This is a genomic window from Actinomadura napierensis, from assembly GCF_039529375.1.
Classification (GTDB): Bacteria; Actinomycetota; Actinomycetes; order Streptosporangiales; family Streptosporangiaceae; genus Spirillospora; species Spirillospora napierensis.
This window is the reverse complement of sequence record NZ_BAAAMR010000007.1, coordinates 109,401-128,856: the sequence shown is the minus strand read 5'-3', so window position 1 is coordinate 128,856 and position 19,456 is coordinate 109,401. Positions and strand designations below refer to the sequence as shown.

General features: G+C 69.8%; 18 protein-coding genes and 1 pseudogene. 6 read left to right on the top strand and 13 right to left on the bottom strand.

Annotated features, from left to right (window positions below; all coding sequences use genetic code 11):
- Positions 1 to 1,114 precede the first annotated feature (1,114 nt).
- Positions 1,115 to 1,393, bottom strand: coding sequence for a Sec-independent protein translocase subunit TatA (gene tatA, locus ABD296_RS06675; RefSeq protein WP_344262593.1), 279 nt, complete (start codon positions 1,391 to 1,393; stop codon positions 1,115 to 1,117).
- A gap of 248 nt (positions 1,394 to 1,641) precedes the next feature.
- Between tatA and ABD296_RS06670 the strand changes: the two genes are divergently transcribed.
- Positions 1,642 to 1,914, top strand: coding sequence for a GlsB/YeaQ/YmgE family stress response membrane protein (locus ABD296_RS06670; protein ID WP_344262645.1), 273 nt, complete (start codon positions 1,642 to 1,644; stop codon positions 1,912 to 1,914).
- A gap of 81 nt (positions 1,915 to 1,995) precedes the next feature.
- Here the strand turns inward: ABD296_RS06670 and ABD296_RS06665 are convergent, their stop codons facing one another.
- Positions 1,996 to 4,113: an MMPL family transporter gene (locus tag ABD296_RS06665; protein ID WP_344262591.1), complete on the bottom strand. Its 2,118-nt coding sequence runs from the start codon at positions 4,111 to 4,113 to the stop codon at positions 1,996 to 1,998.
- A gap of 165 nt (positions 4,114 to 4,278) precedes the next feature.
- Between ABD296_RS06665 and ABD296_RS06660 the strand changes: the two genes are divergently transcribed.
- Both ABD296_RS06660 and ABD296_RS06655 read left to right on the top strand, forming a co-directional pair.
- On the top strand, positions 4,279 to 5,472 hold the full coding sequence (locus tag ABD296_RS06660) for a sensor histidine kinase (RefSeq protein WP_344262589.1): 1,194 nt from the start codon (positions 4,279 to 4,281) through the stop codon (positions 5,470 to 5,472).
- Positions 5,459 to 6,214: a response regulator transcription factor gene (locus tag ABD296_RS06655; protein WP_344262587.1), complete on the top strand. Its 756-nt coding sequence runs from the start codon at positions 5,459 to 5,461 to the stop codon at positions 6,212 to 6,214. The genes ABD296_RS06660 and ABD296_RS06655 overlap by 14 nt, the downstream gene beginning before the upstream one ends.
- Here the strand turns inward: ABD296_RS06655 and ABD296_RS06650 are convergent.
- From ABD296_RS06650 to ABD296_RS06620, 7 genes are all read right to left on the bottom strand, one after another.
- Positions 6,159 to 7,175, bottom strand: a complete 1,017-nt coding sequence (locus ABD296_RS06650; RefSeq protein WP_344262585.1) for a hemolysin family protein — start codon at positions 7,173 to 7,175, stop codon at positions 6,159 to 6,161. The genes ABD296_RS06655 and ABD296_RS06650 overlap by 56 nt on opposite strands.
- Positions 7,172 to 8,527, bottom strand: coding sequence for a hemolysin family protein (locus ABD296_RS06645; protein WP_344262583.1), 1,356 nt, complete (start codon positions 8,525 to 8,527; stop codon positions 7,172 to 7,174). The genes ABD296_RS06650 and ABD296_RS06645 overlap by 4 nt, the downstream gene beginning before the upstream one ends.
- Before the next feature lie 256 nt (positions 8,528 to 8,783).
- On the bottom strand, positions 8,784 to 9,110 hold the full coding sequence (locus tag ABD296_RS06640) for a hypothetical protein (protein ID WP_344262581.1): 327 nt from the start codon (positions 9,108 to 9,110) through the stop codon (positions 8,784 to 8,786).
- On the bottom strand, positions 9,107 to 9,529 hold the full coding sequence (locus tag ABD296_RS06635) for a hypothetical protein (RefSeq protein WP_344262579.1): 423 nt from the start codon (positions 9,527 to 9,529) through the stop codon (positions 9,107 to 9,109). The genes ABD296_RS06640 and ABD296_RS06635 overlap by 4 nt, the downstream gene beginning before the upstream one ends.
- Positions 9,530 to 9,770: 241 nt before the next feature.
- Positions 9,771 to 12,377 carry a magnesium-translocating P-type ATPase gene (gene mgtA / locus ABD296_RS06630; protein ID WP_344262576.1) on the bottom strand — a complete coding sequence of 869 codons (2,607 nt, stop codon included), beginning with the start codon at positions 12,375 to 12,377 and terminating at the stop codon, positions 9,771 to 9,773.
- Between the two features lie 73 nt (positions 12,378 to 12,450).
- Positions 12,451 to 12,801 (bottom strand): ArsR/SmtB family transcription factor, encoded by a 351-nt coding sequence (locus ABD296_RS06625; protein ID WP_344262574.1) that lies wholly within the window; start codon positions 12,799 to 12,801, stop codon positions 12,451 to 12,453.
- A 133-nt stretch (positions 12,802 to 12,934) separates the two neighbouring features.
- Positions 12,935 to 13,168: a hypothetical protein gene (locus ABD296_RS06620; protein WP_344262572.1), complete on the bottom strand. Its 234-nt coding sequence runs from the start codon at positions 13,166 to 13,168 to the stop codon at positions 12,935 to 12,937.
- A 152-nt stretch (positions 13,169 to 13,320) separates the two neighbouring features.
- On the opposite strand from ABD296_RS06620, the pseudogene ABD296_RS06615 reads away from it, so the two are divergent.
- Positions 13,321 to 13,938 (top strand): annotated as a pseudogene (locus ABD296_RS06615) (IS256 family transposase); the annotation flags it as partial.
- Between the two features lie 48 nt (positions 13,939 to 13,986).
- On the opposite strand, the gene ABD296_RS06610 reads toward ABD296_RS06615, so the two are convergent.
- Complete coding sequence (locus ABD296_RS06610; protein ID WP_344262570.1) at positions 13,987 to 14,586, bottom strand: TetR/AcrR family transcriptional regulator; 600 nt, start codon at positions 14,584 to 14,586, stop codon at positions 13,987 to 13,989.
- A 246-nt stretch (positions 14,587 to 14,832) separates the two neighbouring features.
- On the opposite strand from ABD296_RS06610, the gene ABD296_RS06605 reads away from it, so the two are divergent.
- Complete coding sequence (locus ABD296_RS06605; RefSeq protein ID WP_344262568.1) at positions 14,833 to 15,627, top strand: polysaccharide deacetylase family protein; 795 nt, start codon at positions 14,833 to 14,835, stop codon at positions 15,625 to 15,627.
- A gap of 475 nt (positions 15,628 to 16,102) precedes the next feature.
- On the opposite strand, the gene ABD296_RS06600 is transcribed toward ABD296_RS06605, so the two are convergent.
- The 3 genes from ABD296_RS06600 to ABD296_RS06590 all read right to left on the bottom strand — a co-directional run bounded on the left by ABD296_RS06600 (position 16,103) and on the right by ABD296_RS06590 (position 18,494).
- Positions 16,103 to 16,705 (bottom strand): recombinase family protein, encoded by a 603-nt coding sequence (locus tag ABD296_RS06600; RefSeq protein ID WP_344262566.1) that lies wholly within the window; start codon positions 16,703 to 16,705, stop codon positions 16,103 to 16,105.
- 132 nt (positions 16,706 to 16,837) lie between these two features.
- A complete protein-coding gene (locus ABD296_RS06595) occupies positions 16,838 to 18,052 on the bottom strand; it encodes an alpha/beta hydrolase (protein ID WP_344262563.1) in 1,215 nt (404 codons plus the stop codon).
- 40 nt (positions 18,053 to 18,092) lie between these two features.
- Positions 18,093 to 18,494, bottom strand: coding sequence for a DUF6069 family protein (locus ABD296_RS06590; protein ID WP_344262561.1), 402 nt, complete (start codon positions 18,492 to 18,494; stop codon positions 18,093 to 18,095).
- A 72-nt stretch (positions 18,495 to 18,566) separates the two neighbouring features.
- On the opposite strand from ABD296_RS06590, the gene ABD296_RS06585 reads away from it, so the two are divergent.
- Positions 18,567 to 19,172, top strand: coding sequence for a TetR/AcrR family transcriptional regulator (locus ABD296_RS06585; protein WP_344262559.1), 606 nt, complete (start codon positions 18,567 to 18,569; stop codon positions 19,170 to 19,172).
- Positions 19,173 to 19,456: the final 284 nt, after the last annotated feature.

The window sequence follows — 19,456 nt, the reverse complement described above, 5'->3', positions numbered from 1 at the left end:
CACACCGCTTACCGCGCCGGTCCCGAGTCACTGGGCACCCGCCCGGCCCCCCGGACCGGTGTTGGAGGTGATGTACTCCGGGGCCGCTCGGCTGGCTCCGTTCTGGAACCAGCCGGGCTCCCCGCCGGGGGTTGTCGCCTGCCACAGGCGCAGCGCCATCAGCAGCTCGACGTGCAGGAACGGATCGTGGATTCCGCCACCGAACCATTAACCGAGTTCGCGCATCCGGAGCCGGACGGTCTGCGGGTGGACGCTCAGCAGGACCGCTGCGGCGGAGGCGTTGAGTCCGCATTCCAGCCCAGAGCAAAGAGACCAAGGTGGGCGATCAATCTTTTGTGCCGCGAGCTGGGACCCCACCCACGTCCATACCGCATAATCTCCCCAGCAGATTCCCGCCTCTTTTCTTCTTCAAGTAGCCATTGAGGTTCGATGCGTTCTGGGGGACCGCCCTTCGAGGAGGAGGCCGCGACCTTGACGCCGAGCACCAGCAGTTCGCCGTGCACTCGCCGATAATCCCGGCCCGGGTTCTCCCACACCAAGCGAAGAACCAGCAGGCGGATGGAGCGAACAGTCGGTGAGCGCCCGGCCGCTGGCATTTGGATCGGGCGGCGTGCCGGCCCGCGATCAGGTCACGGTGCCAGCGCAGCACCGTGTCCGGCCGCACGAGCAGCTGCATCCACCGCAGTACACCGCGAGGCAATCGGCACAGCAGCGCTGCGAGCAGTGCTCGATCCCGACCGGTGAACCGCACCGCCGTGCCGTCCAGTTGGCGCTCCAGCACCGTGATCTGATGCCGCAACACCAAAATCTCGGTGTCCTTCTCCCAATCGGTCATCGGACGCAACCGCAGCACCGCGAACGCGCGCCAGAGCCCACTCCCTGCACGCCTCACCTGCACGGACGTAGTTTTCGGCAGGTACAGGGCCGCCGGCGTCTGGTTCGGCCGTGCCTGCGCGAACAAGGCTGATGGGACCGATAGCGGTCGATTGCCGGCGCCGCAGCTCGTCCATGTCGCTCTCGCCCAGTACTCAACACCGTGGACGCGCCGGGCCGCAGTCGTGGTCATCCGGAGCGCGCCGGTCAGTGCATGAAGCTTCCCTCGGGGCTATATGACCTATCGACGGCCACCCTCGAGCGGGACCGCGCTCGTGGCGGGTTCGCCTCCGTCCTCGAGGTTCTGGGCTTCTGCCCGAAGTTGTGCGGCACGGCGCAGCTTGTCTTCGACAGTGTCGGGCACGGCCTGAGGATGCTCATCAGGACCACGGGTCTCAGCTCTGAGGATCCGCACTGACTGACCTAGCGACCGAGCGGCGTCCGGCAGCTTCTTGGCCCCGAAGAGCAGCATGAAGACCAGACCCACGATCAGCCAATGCCATGGCGCGAGTTCGCCCATCACCGCCTCCTCATCTCCAGTTCCCCAACCGAGCGGTTCACTGGGACCCTGCCGGGCGGGGTGGGCGTCTGCCCCTTGCTTCACCCTAGCGTCAATCATTCGCGCAAGTAAGCAAGCGACCGCAACGCCCTCGCAGCGACGAGGCCATGCGGGCCTGCACGCGAGACAGGTGAGTGTCACTCCCCCGCTAGCGTGATGCCGCTTGTCTACGGAACACCCACTCAACGTTCCGAGTGGAAGGCAAGGGCATGCACATCACGGGCATCATCTCGGCGCTCATCATCGGCCTGGTGATCGGTGCACTGGGCCGGCTGGTGCTCCCCGGCCGTCAGCGCATCCCGATCTGGCTGACCGTCGTCGTCGGCATCATCGCGGGCCTCATCGGCACGGCCATCGCGGGAGGGCTCGGCGTGGCCGACACCAAGGGCGTCGACTGGATCGAGATCGCCATCCAGGTCGGCCTGGCCGCCCTCGGCGTCGCCGCCGTCGCGGGGATGCATCACCGCCGATCGACACGCTGACGCCCACTACCCGCGCGGCCACGGCCCCGTGCCCAGAGCGTCGGAGCCTCGGGTGCAGGTCCGCGGCCGTGCGGTGCGCTGCTACTTGTCGGTGGGCTTGTGGCGGGCAGGCCACCAGGTGCGGTGGCCGAGGAGGATGACGAAGGCTGGGACCTGGACGGAGCGGACGAGGAGGGTGTCGACCAGGACGCCGATGGCAACGGCGATGCCGACTTCGGCCACGGTGACGTCGGGGATCTGGGCGAGAGCGGCGAAGGTGCCGGCCAGGACGAGCCCGGCGGCGGTGATGACGCCGCCGGTGGCGGTGAGCCCACGGCGGACGGCGTCGGTGGTGCGCAGGCGGCGGTGTTCTTCTCGAATGCGCTCCATGAGGAAGATGTTGTAGTCGACGCCGAGGGCGACCAGGAAGACGAAGATGTAGATGAACAGGTCGGCCGCGACGCCGCCGTAGTCCAGCATGCGGGTGAAGACGAGAGCGGACAGGCCGAGTGAGGCGGCGAAGGACAGCACCACGGTGGCCAGCAGCATCAGCGGGGCGACGAGGGAGCGCAGCAGCAGCCCGAGGATGAGGGTGATCGCGGCCAGCACCAGCGGGACGATGCGCTCGGTGTCGCTCAAGGCGGCGCGGCGGTAGTCGAGATGCACGGCGGGATCGCCGCCGACCAGGACATCAGGGTCGATGGCGTGCAGACGGTGACGCAGGTCGTCGATGGTGTGCGCGGCGGTCGAGCCGTACGGCGGGACGGACAGGTCGACGGTCAGTGTGGGCCGGTTGCCGAGGGCCTGCCCGGGGCCTGCTTGGGCCACGTTGGGAGTCGCGGACGCTGCCCGTTGGACGGCCGACATGGTCGCCTTGTCGGCTCGGGCGGGAAGGACCACGGTCAGCGGAGCGGAGAGTCCTTCAGGGAAATGCCGAGCGAGGGCGTGGCGTCCGGCGACGGAGTCGCTGTGCGGGGGGACCTTGTCCAGGGGGTCGGCGCTGATGTGCAGGGCGCCCAGGCCCAGCGCGGCGATCGCGAGGGCTGCGGTGGCGACGACGGCCGCCAGGTGGGAGCGGCGGGTGACCCAGGTGGCGATTGAGCCCCAGAGGCGGTGGTCGGTTGCGCCGTGGGTGCTGGTGGGGGTGGGGATCCTTGGCCAGAGCAGCCATCGGCCGGAGCAGGCGAGCATGGCCGGTAGCAGAGTGAGCATTGCGACCAGGGCGACGATGACGCCGGTCGCGGCGACCGGTCCGAGGCCGCGTAGTCCGGCCAGGTCGGCGGCGAGCAGGCAGAGCAGGCCGGCGGTGACGGTCGCGGCGCTGGCGGTGATCGCGGGGGTCGTGCGGCGGAGTGCTCGGGCGAGAGCCTCGTGCCGGTCGTCGTGGCGGGCGAGTTCTTCGCGGTAGCGGTTGAGGAGCAGCAGCGCGTAGTCGGTGGCGGCGCCGAAGACGAGCACGATCAGGATCGCCGAGGACAGGTCGGTGACCGCGAGCCCGGCGCGGGCCAGTCCGTAGGCGGCGCCGCGGGCGACCATGACCGCCGCTCCGGCGGCCAGGAGCGGGGCGAGCCACAGCACCGGGCTGCGGTAGGTGAGCAGCAGGAGGACCGCGACGATGGCCATGCTGGTGATCAGCAGTGGTCCGTCGACATCGCCGCCGTCGTTGTCGACGTCCAGGGCGGCCTCGCCGGTGACGTTGGTCCGCAGCGTGTCGGTGTGTTCGGTGATGATGACGCGCAGCCGTTGGACGGCCGTGCTGACCGTGTCGTCGTCGGCCCGGGCTGGCGTGATCCGTACCGAGTAGAGGGCGGCCTTCTGGTCGCTGGACAGCAGGACCGGTCCCGGCACCCGCATGCCTGGCAGCCGCAGGGTGGTGGCTTTGTGCTGATCATGCGCGATTGCGGCGCGGTCGGCGGCGGTGAGGCCGGCGCCGTCGCCTCGGTGGTAGATGACCAGGGCGGTCTCAGTGCCGGGGCGGTTCGGGTCGGGTTCGGCAAGGTGGGCGACCTGGCTGGAGTCGAAGCCGTCCGGCAAGTACGCCGCGGAATCGTTGCGCTGGACGTCGCCGAGGCGGGAGGCGAACACGGTCGCCACGATCGCCAGGCCGATCCAGGCGGCCAGCACGATCCACTTGGTGGTGCGCAGTACCCGCGCGAGACGGGTCGGTTGAGGATGGCGAATGGGTCCAGGTGTGACGGGGCCGGTGGTGGTCTCGGGCATGCTCCCATCGCAGCCGTCGCATGGGGACGCGCGCATCGCCGGTTCGAGCGCACCGGTGTCCTGGCCGTTCACTCGAAAGCGCCAGGACCCTGCCTCTCCAGGCGCTCGCGGATTCACTCCTTCGAGCGATGTCCGCTCGGTCGGTGGCCTTTTAGCATCATGCTGATGACGAGGGCGAACGCATGGAAACAGGGTGCCGGGCAGATAGCCGTGGGCGTGGTCGCGGTCACGCCCGCGCTGGTCGACCAGGCCACCACCGACCACTCGATCGCCGCCTGGGGAACCCTCGGCGCGTACACGCTGGTCGCGATCGTGGCGTTGACGGTGCGGCGTCGCTGGCCGCTGGCGGCGTTCTGTGTGGTTCTCGCCGTGCTCGCCGCTGCGGAGGTCGTCACAGCGGCAACCGAAGTGAAGTTGAGCAGCCTGTCCGTCCTGCCGTCGGCCTTCGCACTGTACGCCGTGGGGATGTACAGCCCGCGGCGGCGGTCGGTGGCGGCGCTGGTCGTCGGCGGCGGCCTGGTGGCGGCCGGCTTGGCGATCAACCACGTCACGGCGCCGCAGGGCTGGCGTGGCGGGTCGGATGTGCTGGCCTTCGTCGCGGTTCTGCCGGTTGCTTGGGCGCTGGGTGTGGCCACACGCAGCGACCGAGCGCTCCTGACCGCCGCCGAGCGGCGCACCGAGGATGCTCGTCGCGAACAGCACCTGCTGGCCGAGCGGGCAGCGGCGGCCGAACGGGTCCGCATCGCCCGCGACATGCACGACGTCGTGGCGCACTCGCTGACACTGCTGGTCATGCATGCCGAGACCATCCGTGCCCGTTCCGGTGACCTGCCGCCCTGGGCGCGTGAGAGCATCGACGCGCTCGCCGCCGCCGGACGGCAGTCCACCGGCGAGATGCGCGACCTTCTCGGTGTCCTGCGGGAGGGCACCGTCGCCTCGCCCCGCAGCCCGGTCCCCACGCTGGGTGGGTTGGACGCGCTCGTCCATGCCGCCCGTGACTGCGGCAATCCGGTCTCGCTCACCACCGCGGGGCCGCTGGACGCGCTTTCGCGTCCCGTCCAGCTCGCCGGTTACCGCATCGTCCAGGAAAGCCTGTCCAACGTTCGTCGGCATGCGCCCGGTGCCGAGGTGACCATTCGGCTCGATGCCACGATGGCCTGCCTGGACCTGGAGATCACGTCAGGGCCGCCGTCTCGGCCGCTCGCTCCCGCGCCCGGTTCAGGCTTGGGGCTCGCCGGGCTCACCGAACGGGTGAACGCCCTCGGCGGTGATCTGCAGGCCGGGCCGACCCTTGAGGGCGGATTCCGGATCGACGCAGCCATTCCCTGCCCAATGGAAGACCGCGATGCCGTCCGGTGACCGCCTGATCAGCGTCGTGATCGCCGACGACGAGCGTGTCGTCCGTGACGGCCTGCGCGCCATCCTGGAGACGCAGGACGACATCATGGTCACCGGCGCCGCTGCGGACGGCGACCACGCCTTGCGGCTGTGCGGCACCATGCGCCCGGACGTCCTCCTCTTGGACGTCCGCATGCCCGGCCACGATGGCCTGTGGGTGCTCGGTGAACTCGCCCGCACCGGCGTCCTCGGCCCGGACGGCGTCCGCGTCGTCATGCTCACCACGTTCGACATGGACGACTACATCGAGGAGGCCCTGCTCCTGGGTGCCGGCGGATTCCTGCTCAAGAGCAGCTCCTATGAGGAACTCCTCACCGCCGTGCGGGCCGCCGCCACCGGTGACGGCGCGCTGAGCCCGAGCGTCGCACGGCGCGTCATCAGCGGCTACGTCGCGCACCACCGCGCCCGCCGCTCCGATCCGGCCGACCTCGCCCGGCTGCGGGAGCTCACGCCGCGCGAGCGTGACGTGCTGGCGCTCATCGGAGACGGGCTGAGCAACGGCGACATCGCCGCGCGCCTCGTCGTCTCCGAGCACACCGTCAAGTCGCACGTCAGCCGTATCCTCACCAAGCTCGGATTGCGCAGCCGGGGTCAGGCCGCCGCGCTTTCACGCCGCGCTTCACTCGAAGACGGCCATCAGCCGACGGTCACGCGACCGCAAGCAACCGATGCAGAAGGTCGTCCAGCGCGACAAGGCCGATGAGTTTCCCGCCGCGGTCATTCACCAGGCCGAGCTGGCTGTGGTGGTTGCGGAGGGTCGTCATGGCCGCCGCCATGGACGCCGCGGCGTCCAGCGTGGGAACGGTGTGCGCCAGATCGGCCGCGCGGACGCGTTCGCCACGGGCATGCGCGAGGTAGGCGTCGCGCGCATGGATGAGGCCCGTCAGTCGCCCGTCATCGGCACGTACCAGCAGACGTGTGTGCCCGGTCCGATCGGCGGTCTCCATAACGGTTTCCGGGACGGCGTCATGCGGCACCGTGGCGATGTCGGCGAGCGGAACCAGCAGCCCGGTCAACGAGTCCTGGGGAGCGCGCAGCGCCCGTCCGAGCAACCGCCGGTCGGATTCCTCGATGAGGCCCAGACGGCGCGACTCTTCGACCAGATGCTGCAGTTGCTCGGGAGTGCGGGAGATGCTCATCTCGTCGCGCGGCTGCACCCTGACGAGCCGCAGGAGCGCGTTGGTGAAGCCGTTCAGCGTGGTCAGCACCGGCCGGACGAGCTTGGTGAATCCTCGAAAGGACGGCGCGAGCAGCGCCGCCGACCGCTCCGGGGCGACGAGGGCCCACGACTTGGGCGCCATCTCCCCGATCACCATGTGGAGGAAGGTGACCAGGGCCAACGCCAGGACGAACGCCACGGCGTGCGCGCCGCCCTCCGGGAGCCCGACGCTGTGGAACAGCGGGGTCAGGGTCTCGGCGAACACCGGTTCGGAGACGACGCCGAGACCCAGCGAGCAGATGGTGATGCCGAGCTGCGCCCCGGCCAGCATGAGTGTCAGTTCCCGGATCCCCGCCACGGCGGACGCGGCGCCGCGGCTCCCTGAGGCCGCGGCCTTCTCCAGGCGAGGCCGCTTGGCCGCGACGAGGGCGAACTCGGCCGCGACGAAGAATCCGTTGCCTGCCAGAAGCAGGATGGTCAGCGTGATGCCGGTGGGCAGGTTCACTGGGTGTCCTCCTCCGCCGGTGCCGCGGTCGTCGCCGGTCCGAGGAGGGACCGCAGCCGGATCTGCTCGGGGACGTGGTGGCCGATGGTGAGCACCTCTACTTCGATGCGGCCGCCCCCTCCCCCTTGCCGATCGGCCTCGATGACGAGCGCGTCGCCGGGGACCGGGAGACGCGCGAGGCGTTCCAGGAGCAGCCCGGCGGCGGTGTCGTAGTCGCCTTCGGGCAGGCTGATTCCGGTCAGGTCCTCGATCTCGTCGATGCGCAGCGCCGCGTCGGTGACCCACCATCCGTCATCGCTCCGCTGGGCGATGGACCGGGTGCGGTCGTTCTCGTCGGCGATGTCGCCGACGACCTCCTCGGCCACGTCCTCGATCGTCAGCATGCCGGCGAAGCCGCCGTACTCGTCAACGACACAGGCGAAGCGGTCGCGTGACGCCCTGAGCTGGGCGACCACGTCCGGCAGGGGGAGCGAACCGGGGATCATCGGCATCGGACGCGCGAGCTGCGCGACGGTGATGGCCGTCGTGTCGTCGCCTCGGCGCCTGAGCAGATCGCGGAGGCTCACGACCCCGACGAGGTCGTCCACGCTGTCGCCGGTGACCGGGTACCGGGTGAAGCCGGTGGCGGCGATGGTCTCGGCGAGGTCGGCGGCCTTGGCCGTGGCCGGGACGGTCACCGCGTCCACACGCGGAATCATGACCTCGTCGGCGGTCCGGTCGGAGAAATGCAGGGCGCGTTCCAGCAGGTCGACGTGCTCGTCGTCCAGGTGTGCCTGCGATTCGCCGATGATATGGCCGAGCTCCTCCAGCGTGGCGCCGTGGTGCAGTTCCTCCACGGGCTCGATCCCGACCATGCGCAGGACCCGGTTCGCCGCGGCGTCGAACAGCTTGATGAGCGGTCCGGCCGCCATCAGGTACGCCAGCGTGGAGGACGCGAGCGCCCGCGCCAGCGGCTCGGGCTTGGCCAGCGCCAGGTTCTTGGGAAGCAGCTCGCCCAACACCATCTGCATCACCGTGGCCACGACGAGACCGGCGATCAGCGCGATGGCGTCGCCCATGCCGCCGGGTATCCCCGCCGCCGACAGGGCGGGGGCGAAGAGGGCGGCCAGCGCGGGCTTGGCGATGAATCCCACGACCAGGGCGGTGACCGTGATGCCAAGCTGTGCTCCCGACAAGGTGAACGACAGGCGTTCCAGCACCCGCAGTGCGCGGGCGGCGCGTTTGTCGCCGCGCTCCGCCTGCTGCTGGAGGGCGAGTCGGTCGGCGGTGACGAACGCGAACTCCTGGGCGACGAAGTATCCGGTCGCCACCGTCAGGACCACGACCGCGGCCAGACCCAACGCGATGTTCACGGCATCGTCTCCAGACGCCGGGCAGCCGCGTCAGGGCCAAGGCCGACGTCCACGCCGTCCCGGAACTCGTCCGATCTCCCTCGCGTCGCCTTCCCGGTCGGGCTCACCGGCACGCAGTACCTCCGTCACCTCGTCATTCAGCCGGCCCGGGACGCCGCTCCCCCGCCGACGCGCGCCGCCGGACACTAGGGCAGAACGGCCAGACTATCGTCAATTGTTCGCGCAATTGATCAACGGTGAAGGCGGGGCACCGCCGCTATCCCCCGGGTCGGCAGCGAGCGATGATCTGATCAGTGGTGCGCTGCGCGTGCAGCATGCGGCGCTGGAGCCGCATCTTGCGCGCCGCGGGACGGGAGGGGCGGATCACCTCGGCCCGGCAGCCCGCAGCGCTCGCGGCGGACGCCGCGAGCCGGGCCGCGGCACGGCCCAGCTCGGCGAACGTGGCACGTTCCTCGGGCTCGGTCGGCGCGGTCAACGCGGCGGCGAACAGAGCCTCCACCTCGGCAAGACGGGCACCGAGCACCACGGCCGTCCGCTCCCCGAACGCGCCGCCCGTCTCGTTGCCGCGCTTCCTCGCGATCACGACTGCGCCTTCCCCTCGTCCCTCGGTTGCGCAAGCGATTCATTGATGAGACGTCGCGTGTCCCGGAGGAGTTCAGGGTTGTCGGCGGGGTCGCCGACGGCGAGGCGTTCCTGGATCGCCAGGGCCTCCGCGCTTGAGGCAAGGGCCTCCTGCGGCCGTCCGGCGGCCCGAAGGCAACGGCTGCGCGCGGCGAGTGCGGCCGCGAGCCCGTACTGGAAGAGCCCTGAACCGGCGCTGTCGAGTTCCTGGAAAAGTGTGACGGCGTCCTCGATCAGCAGCAGTGCCGGCCAGTAACGTCCCGCCCGCTCCAGGGCGCGTCCCAATCCGAGCGCCGCGTGAGCGATCTCCGGTGTGGCCGAACCCTCGCCCGACGTGGCCAGGTGGTGGAGCCGGGCCACCTCGCCGTCTTCGGAAAGCATCGCGGTCGCCTCTCAGCCGACGCGGGCATGCCGCCGCAGTTGATGGTGCGCCCTGTGTCCCGCGCGGCGGGAAACGCCCGGAGCGGGGCGCGTCCGCCGGATCGGCGCGCCGTCTGCCGCTCCCCAGGCCGGCGGACGAGCGCGGGGGGACCTCCCCCAAGGCTCCAACGCCGCCCGTCCGCCTTCCCTCGGCAGGGCGTCTGGACCCTGCGGCCCAACACTAAAACAGTTGCGCAAGTGATCAGAGCCAACGACCGGTGACATTCTGGTAGACGCGCCGGACGACGACGGTCGCGAGGGCGTAGGCGACCATGACGGCGGCCAGCAACGGGAACGCGGCCACGGGGAGCGGCGCCAGCCCGAGCAGCCCCGCCACCGGGGAGAACGGCAACAGCAGACCGGCCAGGCCCAAGGCGCCGGCGGCCGCCAGGACGGCGGCGGCAGGACGCGGCGCGCCACGGCCGCGACCGCGCAGCAGCGCCATCGTCAGTCCCTGGGCCACCAGATTCTCAGCGAACCAACCCGAGTGGAACAGGGCCTGGCCGGCCGCGCCGCCGTGCGCGTGCAGCACCCACCAGAACAGCCCGAACGCCGTCAGGTCGAACAGCGCGCCGAGGCAGGCCACGAAGCGCGCCAGGTCGGAACGGTCGAACGTGCGAGGGGCCCGGATCTCCGAGTCGTCCACGCGATCGTAGACCAGGGCCAGTTGGGACAGGTCGAAGCAGATGTTCTGCACCAGGATCTGCAGCGGCAGCATGGGCAGGAACGGCAGCATCACGCCGGCCGCCAGCATCGACACGACGTTGCCGAAGTTCGATGTCAGCGCGATCTTGATGTACTTGGCGGTGTTGGCGAACGTGCGCCGGCCGGCGAGCACGGCCTGTTCCAGCACGCGCAGATCCTTGCGGACCAGAATGACGTCGGACGAGGCGCGGACGAGGTCGGGGGCATCACTGATCGAGATACCGACGTCGGCGGCGCGCAACGCCGGCGCGTCGTTGACGCCGTCGCCGAGGTACCCGACCGTGCGTCCCGCTCCCTTCAGCGCCCGGACGATCCGCGCCTTCTGCGGCGGACCGATCCGCGCGAACGCCGCCCCGGACGCGGCCAGCCCGGCCACCGCGCCATCGTCGAGCCCGGCGAGCTCATGGCCCAGGACGACGCGGGAGGCGGGGATGCCCGCATCGCGGCAGATCCTCCGTGCCACCAGTGGATGGTCACCGGTGATCATCACCAGCCGCAGACCGCCCCGCTGCAAGGCGCGTACCGCCGGCACCACCGCCGGTTCCAGCAGGTCCCGGAAGCCCACGAAACCGAGAAAGGTCAACCGTTCCTCGTCGGCCGGGCCGAGGGGCCGCCCGGCCAGATCGCGCTCGGCCGTTGCGACCGCGAGAAGCCGGACGCCGTCCCCTGCCCACTGATCTCCCAGCTCCAGCAACCGGCGCCGTTCGGCGGCCTCCAGCAAGCGTTCGCCATCACCGGTCCGGACCCGGTCGCACGAAGCCAGCACCTCTTCGACCGACCCTTTCGTCACCAGAACACCGCTCGGCGCACCTCCCGGCGCGGGCCGGTCCCGCCGCAGCAACACGGTCGCGCGGCGACGGGTGAAGTCGAAGGGAATCGCGTCGACGCCCGCCCATTCCGCAGATGCCGAGTCGTCCGCGTCGTCCTGAAGCAGCGCCTCATCGATCGGGTCGCCGATGAGATGACCGGCCAGTTCCACCGACCACAGCGCGTTGGCGCGGGCCCAGCGCAGCACCTCCGGGTCCGGACGCCCCGCCGGGTCGAGGTGGCACACCAGTGAGACGCGTTCCTCGGTAAGGGTGCCGGTCTTGTCCAGGCACAGCGTGTCCATCGCACCGAGGTTGTGGACGGCGGCCAGCCGCTTGACGATGACGTCTCGGCGGGCAAGGCCCCGGACCCCGCGGGCCAGCAGTGCGGTCACCACCAGCGGGAGCATCTCCGGGGTGGCCGCCACCGCGACCGCGATCGCCAACAGCAACGCCTGCGCCCAGTCGCCCCGCAACACCCCGGTCACCGTGACGACGACGGGGAGCGCCGCCAGGGTCACCCCGACGAGCGCCCACGACACCGCGCGCACGCCGCGCTCGAACGCGGTCTCCAGACGCCCGGACGCCAGATCCCGACTCGTCGCGCCGAAGCAGGTGTCGCTCCCGGTCGCGACCGCGACGGCCCGGCCCGAACCGCTCACCACGGTCGTGCCCATGAAACACACGCGCGGATGGCCGAACAGGTCCGAGCCGGGCTCGGGCGGCTCCGGCGGAGCGGTCCAGGTCGCGTGCTTGCCGGCGGGGAAGGACTCCCCGCTGAGCACCGCCTGGTCGATCCGCAGATCGGACGAACTCAGCAACCGAAGGTCGGCCGGCACCACGTCCCCGGGGTGCAGTTGCACGATGTCCCCCGGGACGACCTGCTCGACAGGGACCTCGCGCGCGACCGGTTCCGCGGACGGCCCGGCGCGGCGGACGACGGTGGCGGTCATCGTCGCGGTGGTACGCAGCGCCGCGGCGGCCCGGTCGGACCGGCGCTCCTGGTGCAGCCGCAGCGCCCCGCTGACCACCGCCAGCGCGCAGACGAGCGCGGCGCCGCGCAGGTCACCCGCCAGTGCCGTGACGATGCTCAACAACAGCAGCACCAGTACGAACGGAGCCGCGGCCACGCGCAGGACACGCCTCGACCGGACACCGGGCCTCGCCGTACCGCCCTCGCCGTACCGCAGCAGCCGGTCCTGGGCCTCGCGTTCGTCGAGCCCGCGCGGCGATGACTCCAGCGTGCGCAGCACCGTCAGGGACGGCTGCTCGGCACAGGAGACCAGCCGCCCGAACACCGAGGCCGTAACCTCCTCGTCGGAGGCGGCCGGCGCCGGCCGGGCAGCGTTCAGCGGGCGACGAGACGCCGGTTCAGGCGCCCAGACCACGGGCGTATCCGGAGCCGGACGCCGGGTCCTCCCGCAGGGAAGCGATCATCTGCTCGACGATCGCCGTCAGATGCGGGTCGTCGACCACGTAGAACTGGTGCCGCCCCTCCTTGCGGGCGCGCACCAGACCGGCCAGCCGCAGCTTGGCCAAATGCTGGCTGACCGCGGGCACCGTGCCGTCGACGGCCTCGGCCAGCGAGCCGACGTCCTGCTCGCCATGTGCCAGAACCCACACGATGTGCAGGCGCATCGTCGCCGCGAGCATGCCGAACTTGCCCGCGGCATCCTGAAGCACCTCAGCGGGCAGCGCCAGATCCTCGTCGCGGGCCGCCATGCCTCCACTCCGGTCGCTCTCGCACCTGCGTGTTCGCACGGATACGAAGGTCACTCAGTCTGCCACGCCAGGCTCGCGCGCCGCACCCGGGCAACACGGGCCCTGTCCCTGCCGAAAACCTCGTCCGGACAGGTCAAGCGGCATGTTCGTACTCGGTGAGAATCCCTCCCATCCGTTGCCTTCTTCGGAGGCTCAGGTGGGCGATCTGGTCCGGTTCGGTGATCGGTGAAGGCAGTGGCTTCAAGGGGCGGGCGTTGGCGATGCCCTGATGAGGCCGATGCTGGTTGCAGAAGGTCTGGATTAAAAGCCGTGCCCGGCAGCCCACATCCTCCAGATCCATGACCAGGTTCGGCTCCGCCTGGGTCACCCACGCTGCGGTCGGGTGAGCAGCGACGCCCAGAACCCGGATGCGGTGTGTGATGCTCGATGACCGCCAGCACGTTACATCCGCGCACCCGTGAGCGTGACGGTCTCCAGGAAGTCACACGCCAGCAGCGCCTCAGCCTGCGAGCTCCGGAAGCCGGCCCATGTGGCGGCGGAGCATACTGGCTGCACGTGTTCACCGAGTTGAAGAACCGCGGCCTGGGCGATGTCCTGATGCTGGTCTGCGACGGGCTGAAGGGCCTGCCCGAGGCAGTGGAGACCATCTGGTCCCGCACCATCGTCCAAACCTGCGTGGTGCACCTGCTGCGCAACTCGTTCCGTTACGCCGCTCGCCAGGACTGGGACAAGATCGCCAAAGCGCTCAAGCCGGTCTATACCGCCCCGAGTGAGGACGCGGCCACCGAGCGGTTCCTGGAGTTCCAGGACGTCTGGGGCCATAAATACCCCGCGATCGTGAAGCTGTGGTCGGACGCCTGGGCCGAGTTCGTGCCGTTCCTGGCCTTCGACGTGGAGATCCGCAAGGTGATCTGTTCCACCAACGCGATCGAGTCGGTGAACGCCCGGATCCGCAAGGCCGTCCGCGCCCGCGGGCACTTCCCCAACGAGGCCGCCGCCCTCAAGTGCGTCTACATGGCGCTGAGGAGCCTGGACCCCACCGGCAAGGGCCGCAAACGCCGGACCATGCGCTGGAAGGCATCCCTGAACGCCTTCCAGATCGCCTTCGAAGGCCGACTCACCCCGACCATCCACTGACCACTCAACCAACCAAGATCAGCCGTTAAATTGACACACCCTTCCTTCTCACCGCGGCCGCAACCCGCGCAGGGCGAGGTCGGCGACGCTTTCGGTGAACGCCTCGTCGTGCGGGCCGGGTGAGACCAGGAGGCGGTAGTACAACTGGGCGTAGATGAGATCGATGGCGCGGTACGGGTCGATGTCGGGGGCGACTTGTCCTTCGTCTTGCGCGCGGCGGATCCGGACGGCGACCCGGTCCCTGGTGGGACCGATGAGGCGGTCTCTCAGTTCGTTGGCGAGGTTCGGGTCATGCTGGGCCTCGCCGATGAGCCAGGCCAGGACGGGGCGCGAGTCACCGATCGCGCCGAGCCAGGAGTCCTTGACCATCTGCTTCAGGTCGGCCTCGAAGTCGTCGCTCTGCGCTGATTGGAGGTGTTTGAAAAGCCGGTCCTCAAGGCGCTGTGCCCAGGCGTCCAGGACGACTGCGCCCTTGGAGGGCCACCAGCGGTAGATCGTCCGCTTGCCGACGCCCGCGCGCGCCGCGATGCCTTCGATGCTGACTTTCGCCAGGCCGCTCTCGCGTGCCATGGCCAGCGCGGCCTCGAGGATCGCGGCGGTCGTTTGAGGATTGCGCCGGGCAGGGTCCGGCGTGCGCGAAGGGCTCATCTCACCTCACATCCAGTGGCCTCTCAAGCTACCGCACAGGGAGACGATCCGGTCCGTCTTGACATCGCCTCAACGCTCTGAACTACTGTCTGGAGACACGATCCGGTCCGTATCGCGATACGGACCGGATCGCCTCCCGTGTCGAGGCGGGACAACCCTCTGGAAAGGGATTTCATGCGCAACGAGCTGTACGACTACAGTCCGATCACCCAACGCACACCCATCACCTGGCCTGGAGGGGCCCGAGTGGCGTTCTACGTAGGGCTCAACGTCGAGCACTTCGTGCTGGGCAAGCCGTCCACCAGCATCAACCAGGCGACCGCCACGCTCGTCCCCGACCCGCTGAACCACGGTTGGCGCGACTACGGCACCCGGGTGGGCATCTGGCGGATGATCGAGGCGTTCGACCGCCACGGCGTACGCCCCAGCGTGCTGCTCAATTCGGACGTCGCCGAGCAGTACCCGCAGATCATCGAGGCCGGCAGTGCCCGGGACTGGGCCTGGCTCGCGCACGGCAAGAACAACTCCACCGTGCAGCCCGAGGTGGAGGCGCAGGAACGGGCGTACCTGACCGACGTTGTGGAGACCATCGAGAAGGCCACCGGACGGCGTCCCCGCGGTTGGCTGGGACCGGCCCTGAGCGAAACGTTCCAGACTCCCGCGCTGCTGGCCGAGCTCGGCCTGGACTACGTACTGGACTGGACCAGCGACGACCAGCCGTACCCGCTCAACGTGTCCGGCATGATGAGCGTCCCGTACACCCTCGAGCTCAACGACCTGGGACTGTTCACCGCCCACTCCATCACCGGCCCCGACTTCGTGCAGATCGTCAAGGATCAGCTCGACCAGCTGTACGCCGACTCCGAGCACAGCGGGCGGGTCATGGCCCTGGCCATGCATCCCTTCGTCACAGGGCAGGCGTTCCGCCTGAAGTACCTCGACCAGGCGCTGGAGTACGTCGTCAACCACCCCGGCGTGTGGAACACCACCAGCGACGACATCGCCGCACACTACGCCACCACCGCCGGCCAAGCGGCGTGACACCGGCCAGTACGCCTCGGTTCACGAACCCCGGGCCCTGGGTTCCTGCGGTTGAGGAACCCCAGGAACCGCTCTTTCCTGCCCCACCTGGACGACCATCCCGACACCGCAACCTGAACCGACGCCCAACGCCGCACCAGCCTGCAGGATCGCCTTCCGCTGAGCCTCGATGCGGATCCACGGAAGCTTGGTCAGCTGCGGGACCAGGCCGCGGTGGTGGCCATCGAAGAGGCAGCCCGGCGTGCAACGGCCCGGCCCGACCGGATCGGACTCGCGCAGACCATCCTCGATGCACCAGCCGTTGCCGGATCGTGGCGTTCGACAGGCCTGACCCCGAGTCGATCGACACGACACTGGCGCCGCGGCGGCTCGGCCTTGTGGGAGGGCTCCCGCACGTGACCGGCGATGTGCTCTCGTGTCGTTCCCACCGGGTCGACGCCCTCCCGCTCGCAACGGTCGAGCCGCGCGTCGAGCCTCAACTCTGCCCGGTGGGCGGCCCATGGACGATGCGGTGGATGGTGGAACGGCCGACGCTGTACTCGGTGGCCAGGTCGGCCAGCGACACTTCGCCTTCGGCGTAGCGGTGGCGGATGGAGCGGCGCGCGGACTCGGGGAGTTTGGGCTGCTTGCCTTTGAGCTTGCCGTTCCTGCGGGCCAGCGCCATGCCCTCGCGGGTGCGCAGGTGGCCCAGGTTCGCCTCGAATTCGGCGACCATCGCCAGGGTCTGCAGGAACAGCCGGCCGAACGGGTCGTTCCAGTCGTAGACCGATCCGCCCAGCCCGAACAGCACACCGCGGTCGGACAGGTCGGTGAGGATCTGGTTGGCCTCGGCCATGTTGCGGGCGAACCGGTCGAACTTGGTGACGGCGAACACGCTGGCCGGCCACACCGCAGCCAGGGCCTGGTCCAGGCCCCCGCGGTTGCGGCGGGTGGTTCCGGAGAAGCCCCGGTCGATGTAGATCCGATCGGCCGAGACGCCGAGCGCGAGCAGTTGCTCGGTCTGGACCACGACGTCCTGCTCGTCGGTGGAACAGCGGGCGTACCCGACCCGGACGGCACCGGGAGCCGTAGCGTTCACGCCCTCAAGTGTTCCGGATAGGGCCCCTTTCGCCGGGACAGTTCGCGGAACACCTTTACGGAACACCCCGACCTGGGGCGCCGTCCCGGCCGGTGGGGGATCCCCTTACGGAACACCACAACGATCAAACCATCATGGCCTACCGCTGATTTCCGCACCCAGCTTCCTCGAAGGCTTAAGGCTCGGGGGGTCTTGTCCCTGCGATCTCACCTGAACGGTGAATGCCTCGATGGCGTCGATGAGGGCCTCGAAGCGGAAGGAGTGGTACAGATCGAAGGCGTGGTTGCCGCCGCGCAGTTCGGCGTAGACGACGGGGGCGTTCGAGGTCTGGCGTAGCCGGTCGACGAAGTTCCGCGCGTCGGTCACGGGTACCAGCGGGTCGAGGTCGCCGTGGGCCACGAAGAACGGCGGGGCGTCCGGTCCGATGTGATCGAGGGGCGAGGACCCGGGTTCGCCGTCGAAGTAGGGGCCGTACCAGCCGTTCAGGTAGACGGCGCCGGTCACGGCGGTGTCGGCGTCTTCGAAGTCCGGTTGGAGGGCGGGGTCGTTGGGGGTGAGCGCGGCCAGCGCGGCCATGTGGCCGCCCGCCGAACTGCCTGCGACGAACAGGGTCGACGGGTCGGCTCCGTAGTCGTGGGCGTGCTCGCGGACCCAGGCGATGATCTTCTTGAGGTCGATCAGGTGGTCGGGGTGCTGGGCTTGGGGCCGTAGCCGGTAGTTGGCGCTGACGCATACCCAGCCCTGGCTCGCGAGGTGGTAGAGCAGGGGTAGTGATTGGCTGTTCTTGTGGCCGCTGTCGTAGTGGCCGCCGTGCAGGTGAATCATGACGGGCGCGCCCTGCGGGCGTGAGCGGTGATGGTAGAGGTCGAGCAGGTTGCGGCGGCCCGCGTCGCCGTAGGAGAGACCGGCCACGCGCCGGACGTCCGGGCGGCGCTTGAGGATGGGTAGGAACAGAATGCGGGCCAGCGGGGGCCGGCGCCGCAATCCTGCGGCGAGGCCGGCGTCGAGGGTGGCACGCCATCCGGCGCCCAGCCCTTGGTCCAAGGCGCGGGCGATCCGCGCGCGGTCACCGAGCGCGCGGTGGGCGATGGCCGCGAGCCCGGGCACGGTGACGGCGGCCAGGGTGACGATCGCCCAGCCGCCCGCCGAGTCGATGTCGCCTTGGGCGAACGCCAGTGCCGTTGGAAGCAGCAGCAGCCAGAAGAAGGCCGCGAACGGCAGTTCGTTGGCGGCCAGGCCGAAGTAGTAGCTCAGGCGGCCGAGCGGCCGCTCGAACGGCACCGGCCGCAGCGCGAACAGCGTGCCGAGAGCGGCGAGCGCCACAGGGATGAGATAGCCGATGGGCATGAAAACCTCCAAGTTCGCGGTACAGAGGGCGGCGAGTGGTTCAGCTGGCGCGACGGGCCGTGAGGGCTAGGGCAGGGATGACCACAGCCCCTGCCGTCAGGTGCAGCAGGACCAGTCCGAGCCGGTTGACTGTGCTCACCCCGTGTCCGGTGAACAGGCCGCTCAGCGAGAGCAGCAGGCAGGCGGTCGCGACGGCCGTCCATATCCGGCCGGGCCGTGGGGTGAATCGTTCCAGCAGGGCCAGCACGCTCCAGCCGAGCAGCGCGGTCGCCGCGCTGACGAAGACGACCGCGCCGACCGGCAGGTCGGCGGGGGTCCCGGAGCCGCCGGCGGGCTGCTTCAGGCTGGTGCCCACGCCCTTGGCGGCCGCCCAGACCGCGACGGCTGCGGCGACCGCGGCGCCTGTCGTGATCAGCCGGCGGGAGGTGGGCTTCGACTTCACGATGCTCCTAACTTCACATGGTGTGCACTTGGTAAAGTACACACCATGTGAAGTTCTGGCTAGACTGTCGACATGGCCGCCATCGAAACCCCGCAGAACGCACGGAGTCGGCACACCTCCCAAGCACTGCTCAAGGCCGCCCGGGAGCTGATCGAGCAGCAGGGTCCGGCGGCGGCCACGATGGCGGCGGTGGCCGAGCGCGCCGGAGTCTCCCGCCGGGCCATCTACCTGCATTTCTCCTCGCGCAGCGAGCTCCTGGCAGCGCTGTTCGATTACCTCAACGAGGTCGAGGACCGCGACGCCGCCTTCCGGCCCCTCTGGCAGGCGGCAGACGGGATCGCGGCACTGGACGCCCGCGCCCAGGTGGCGGCCGACTTCCTTCCGCGCATCATGCCGACCGCCCGCGCCATCCAGCAGGCGACCCGCTACGACCCGGACGCCGCCCAGCACTGGGAGCTGGCCACCGCGTCCCGCTACGACGGTTGCCTGCGAGCCATCGAGCTGCTGGCCGACGAGGGCCGGCTGGCCCCGCAGTGGACGATCCGCACGGGAGCGGACATGCTCCTCGCACTCAGCTCGTTCGACGTGATCGACCTGCTCCTCAACGAGCGGCAGTGGACCCGCCAGCAACTCGGCGACCACCTGTCGGCGCTCTACCGGCGGGTCTTCCTGGCCTGAGAACTCCCTACGACGCGCCACCCAACCCGAACGACGTCACTCGGCTGCGTTGTCACGGCACGTTGACCTGCGGAGTAGTCACCACTTCGGCCCCTGGAATGTCGGTGGTCGACGACCGCCATCTCACCCGAGAATCAGCCACCAGGGTGTCCATCCGGCCCGGTGCTTCGCCCCGAACAGCGCGAGACCTGCAGACATCCAGGCCCAGGCCAGGCCGTGGGCATGAATCACAATGTCGGCATCGGAGTAGCCAATGGCGCAAAGACGGGCCCGCCAAGCTCCTT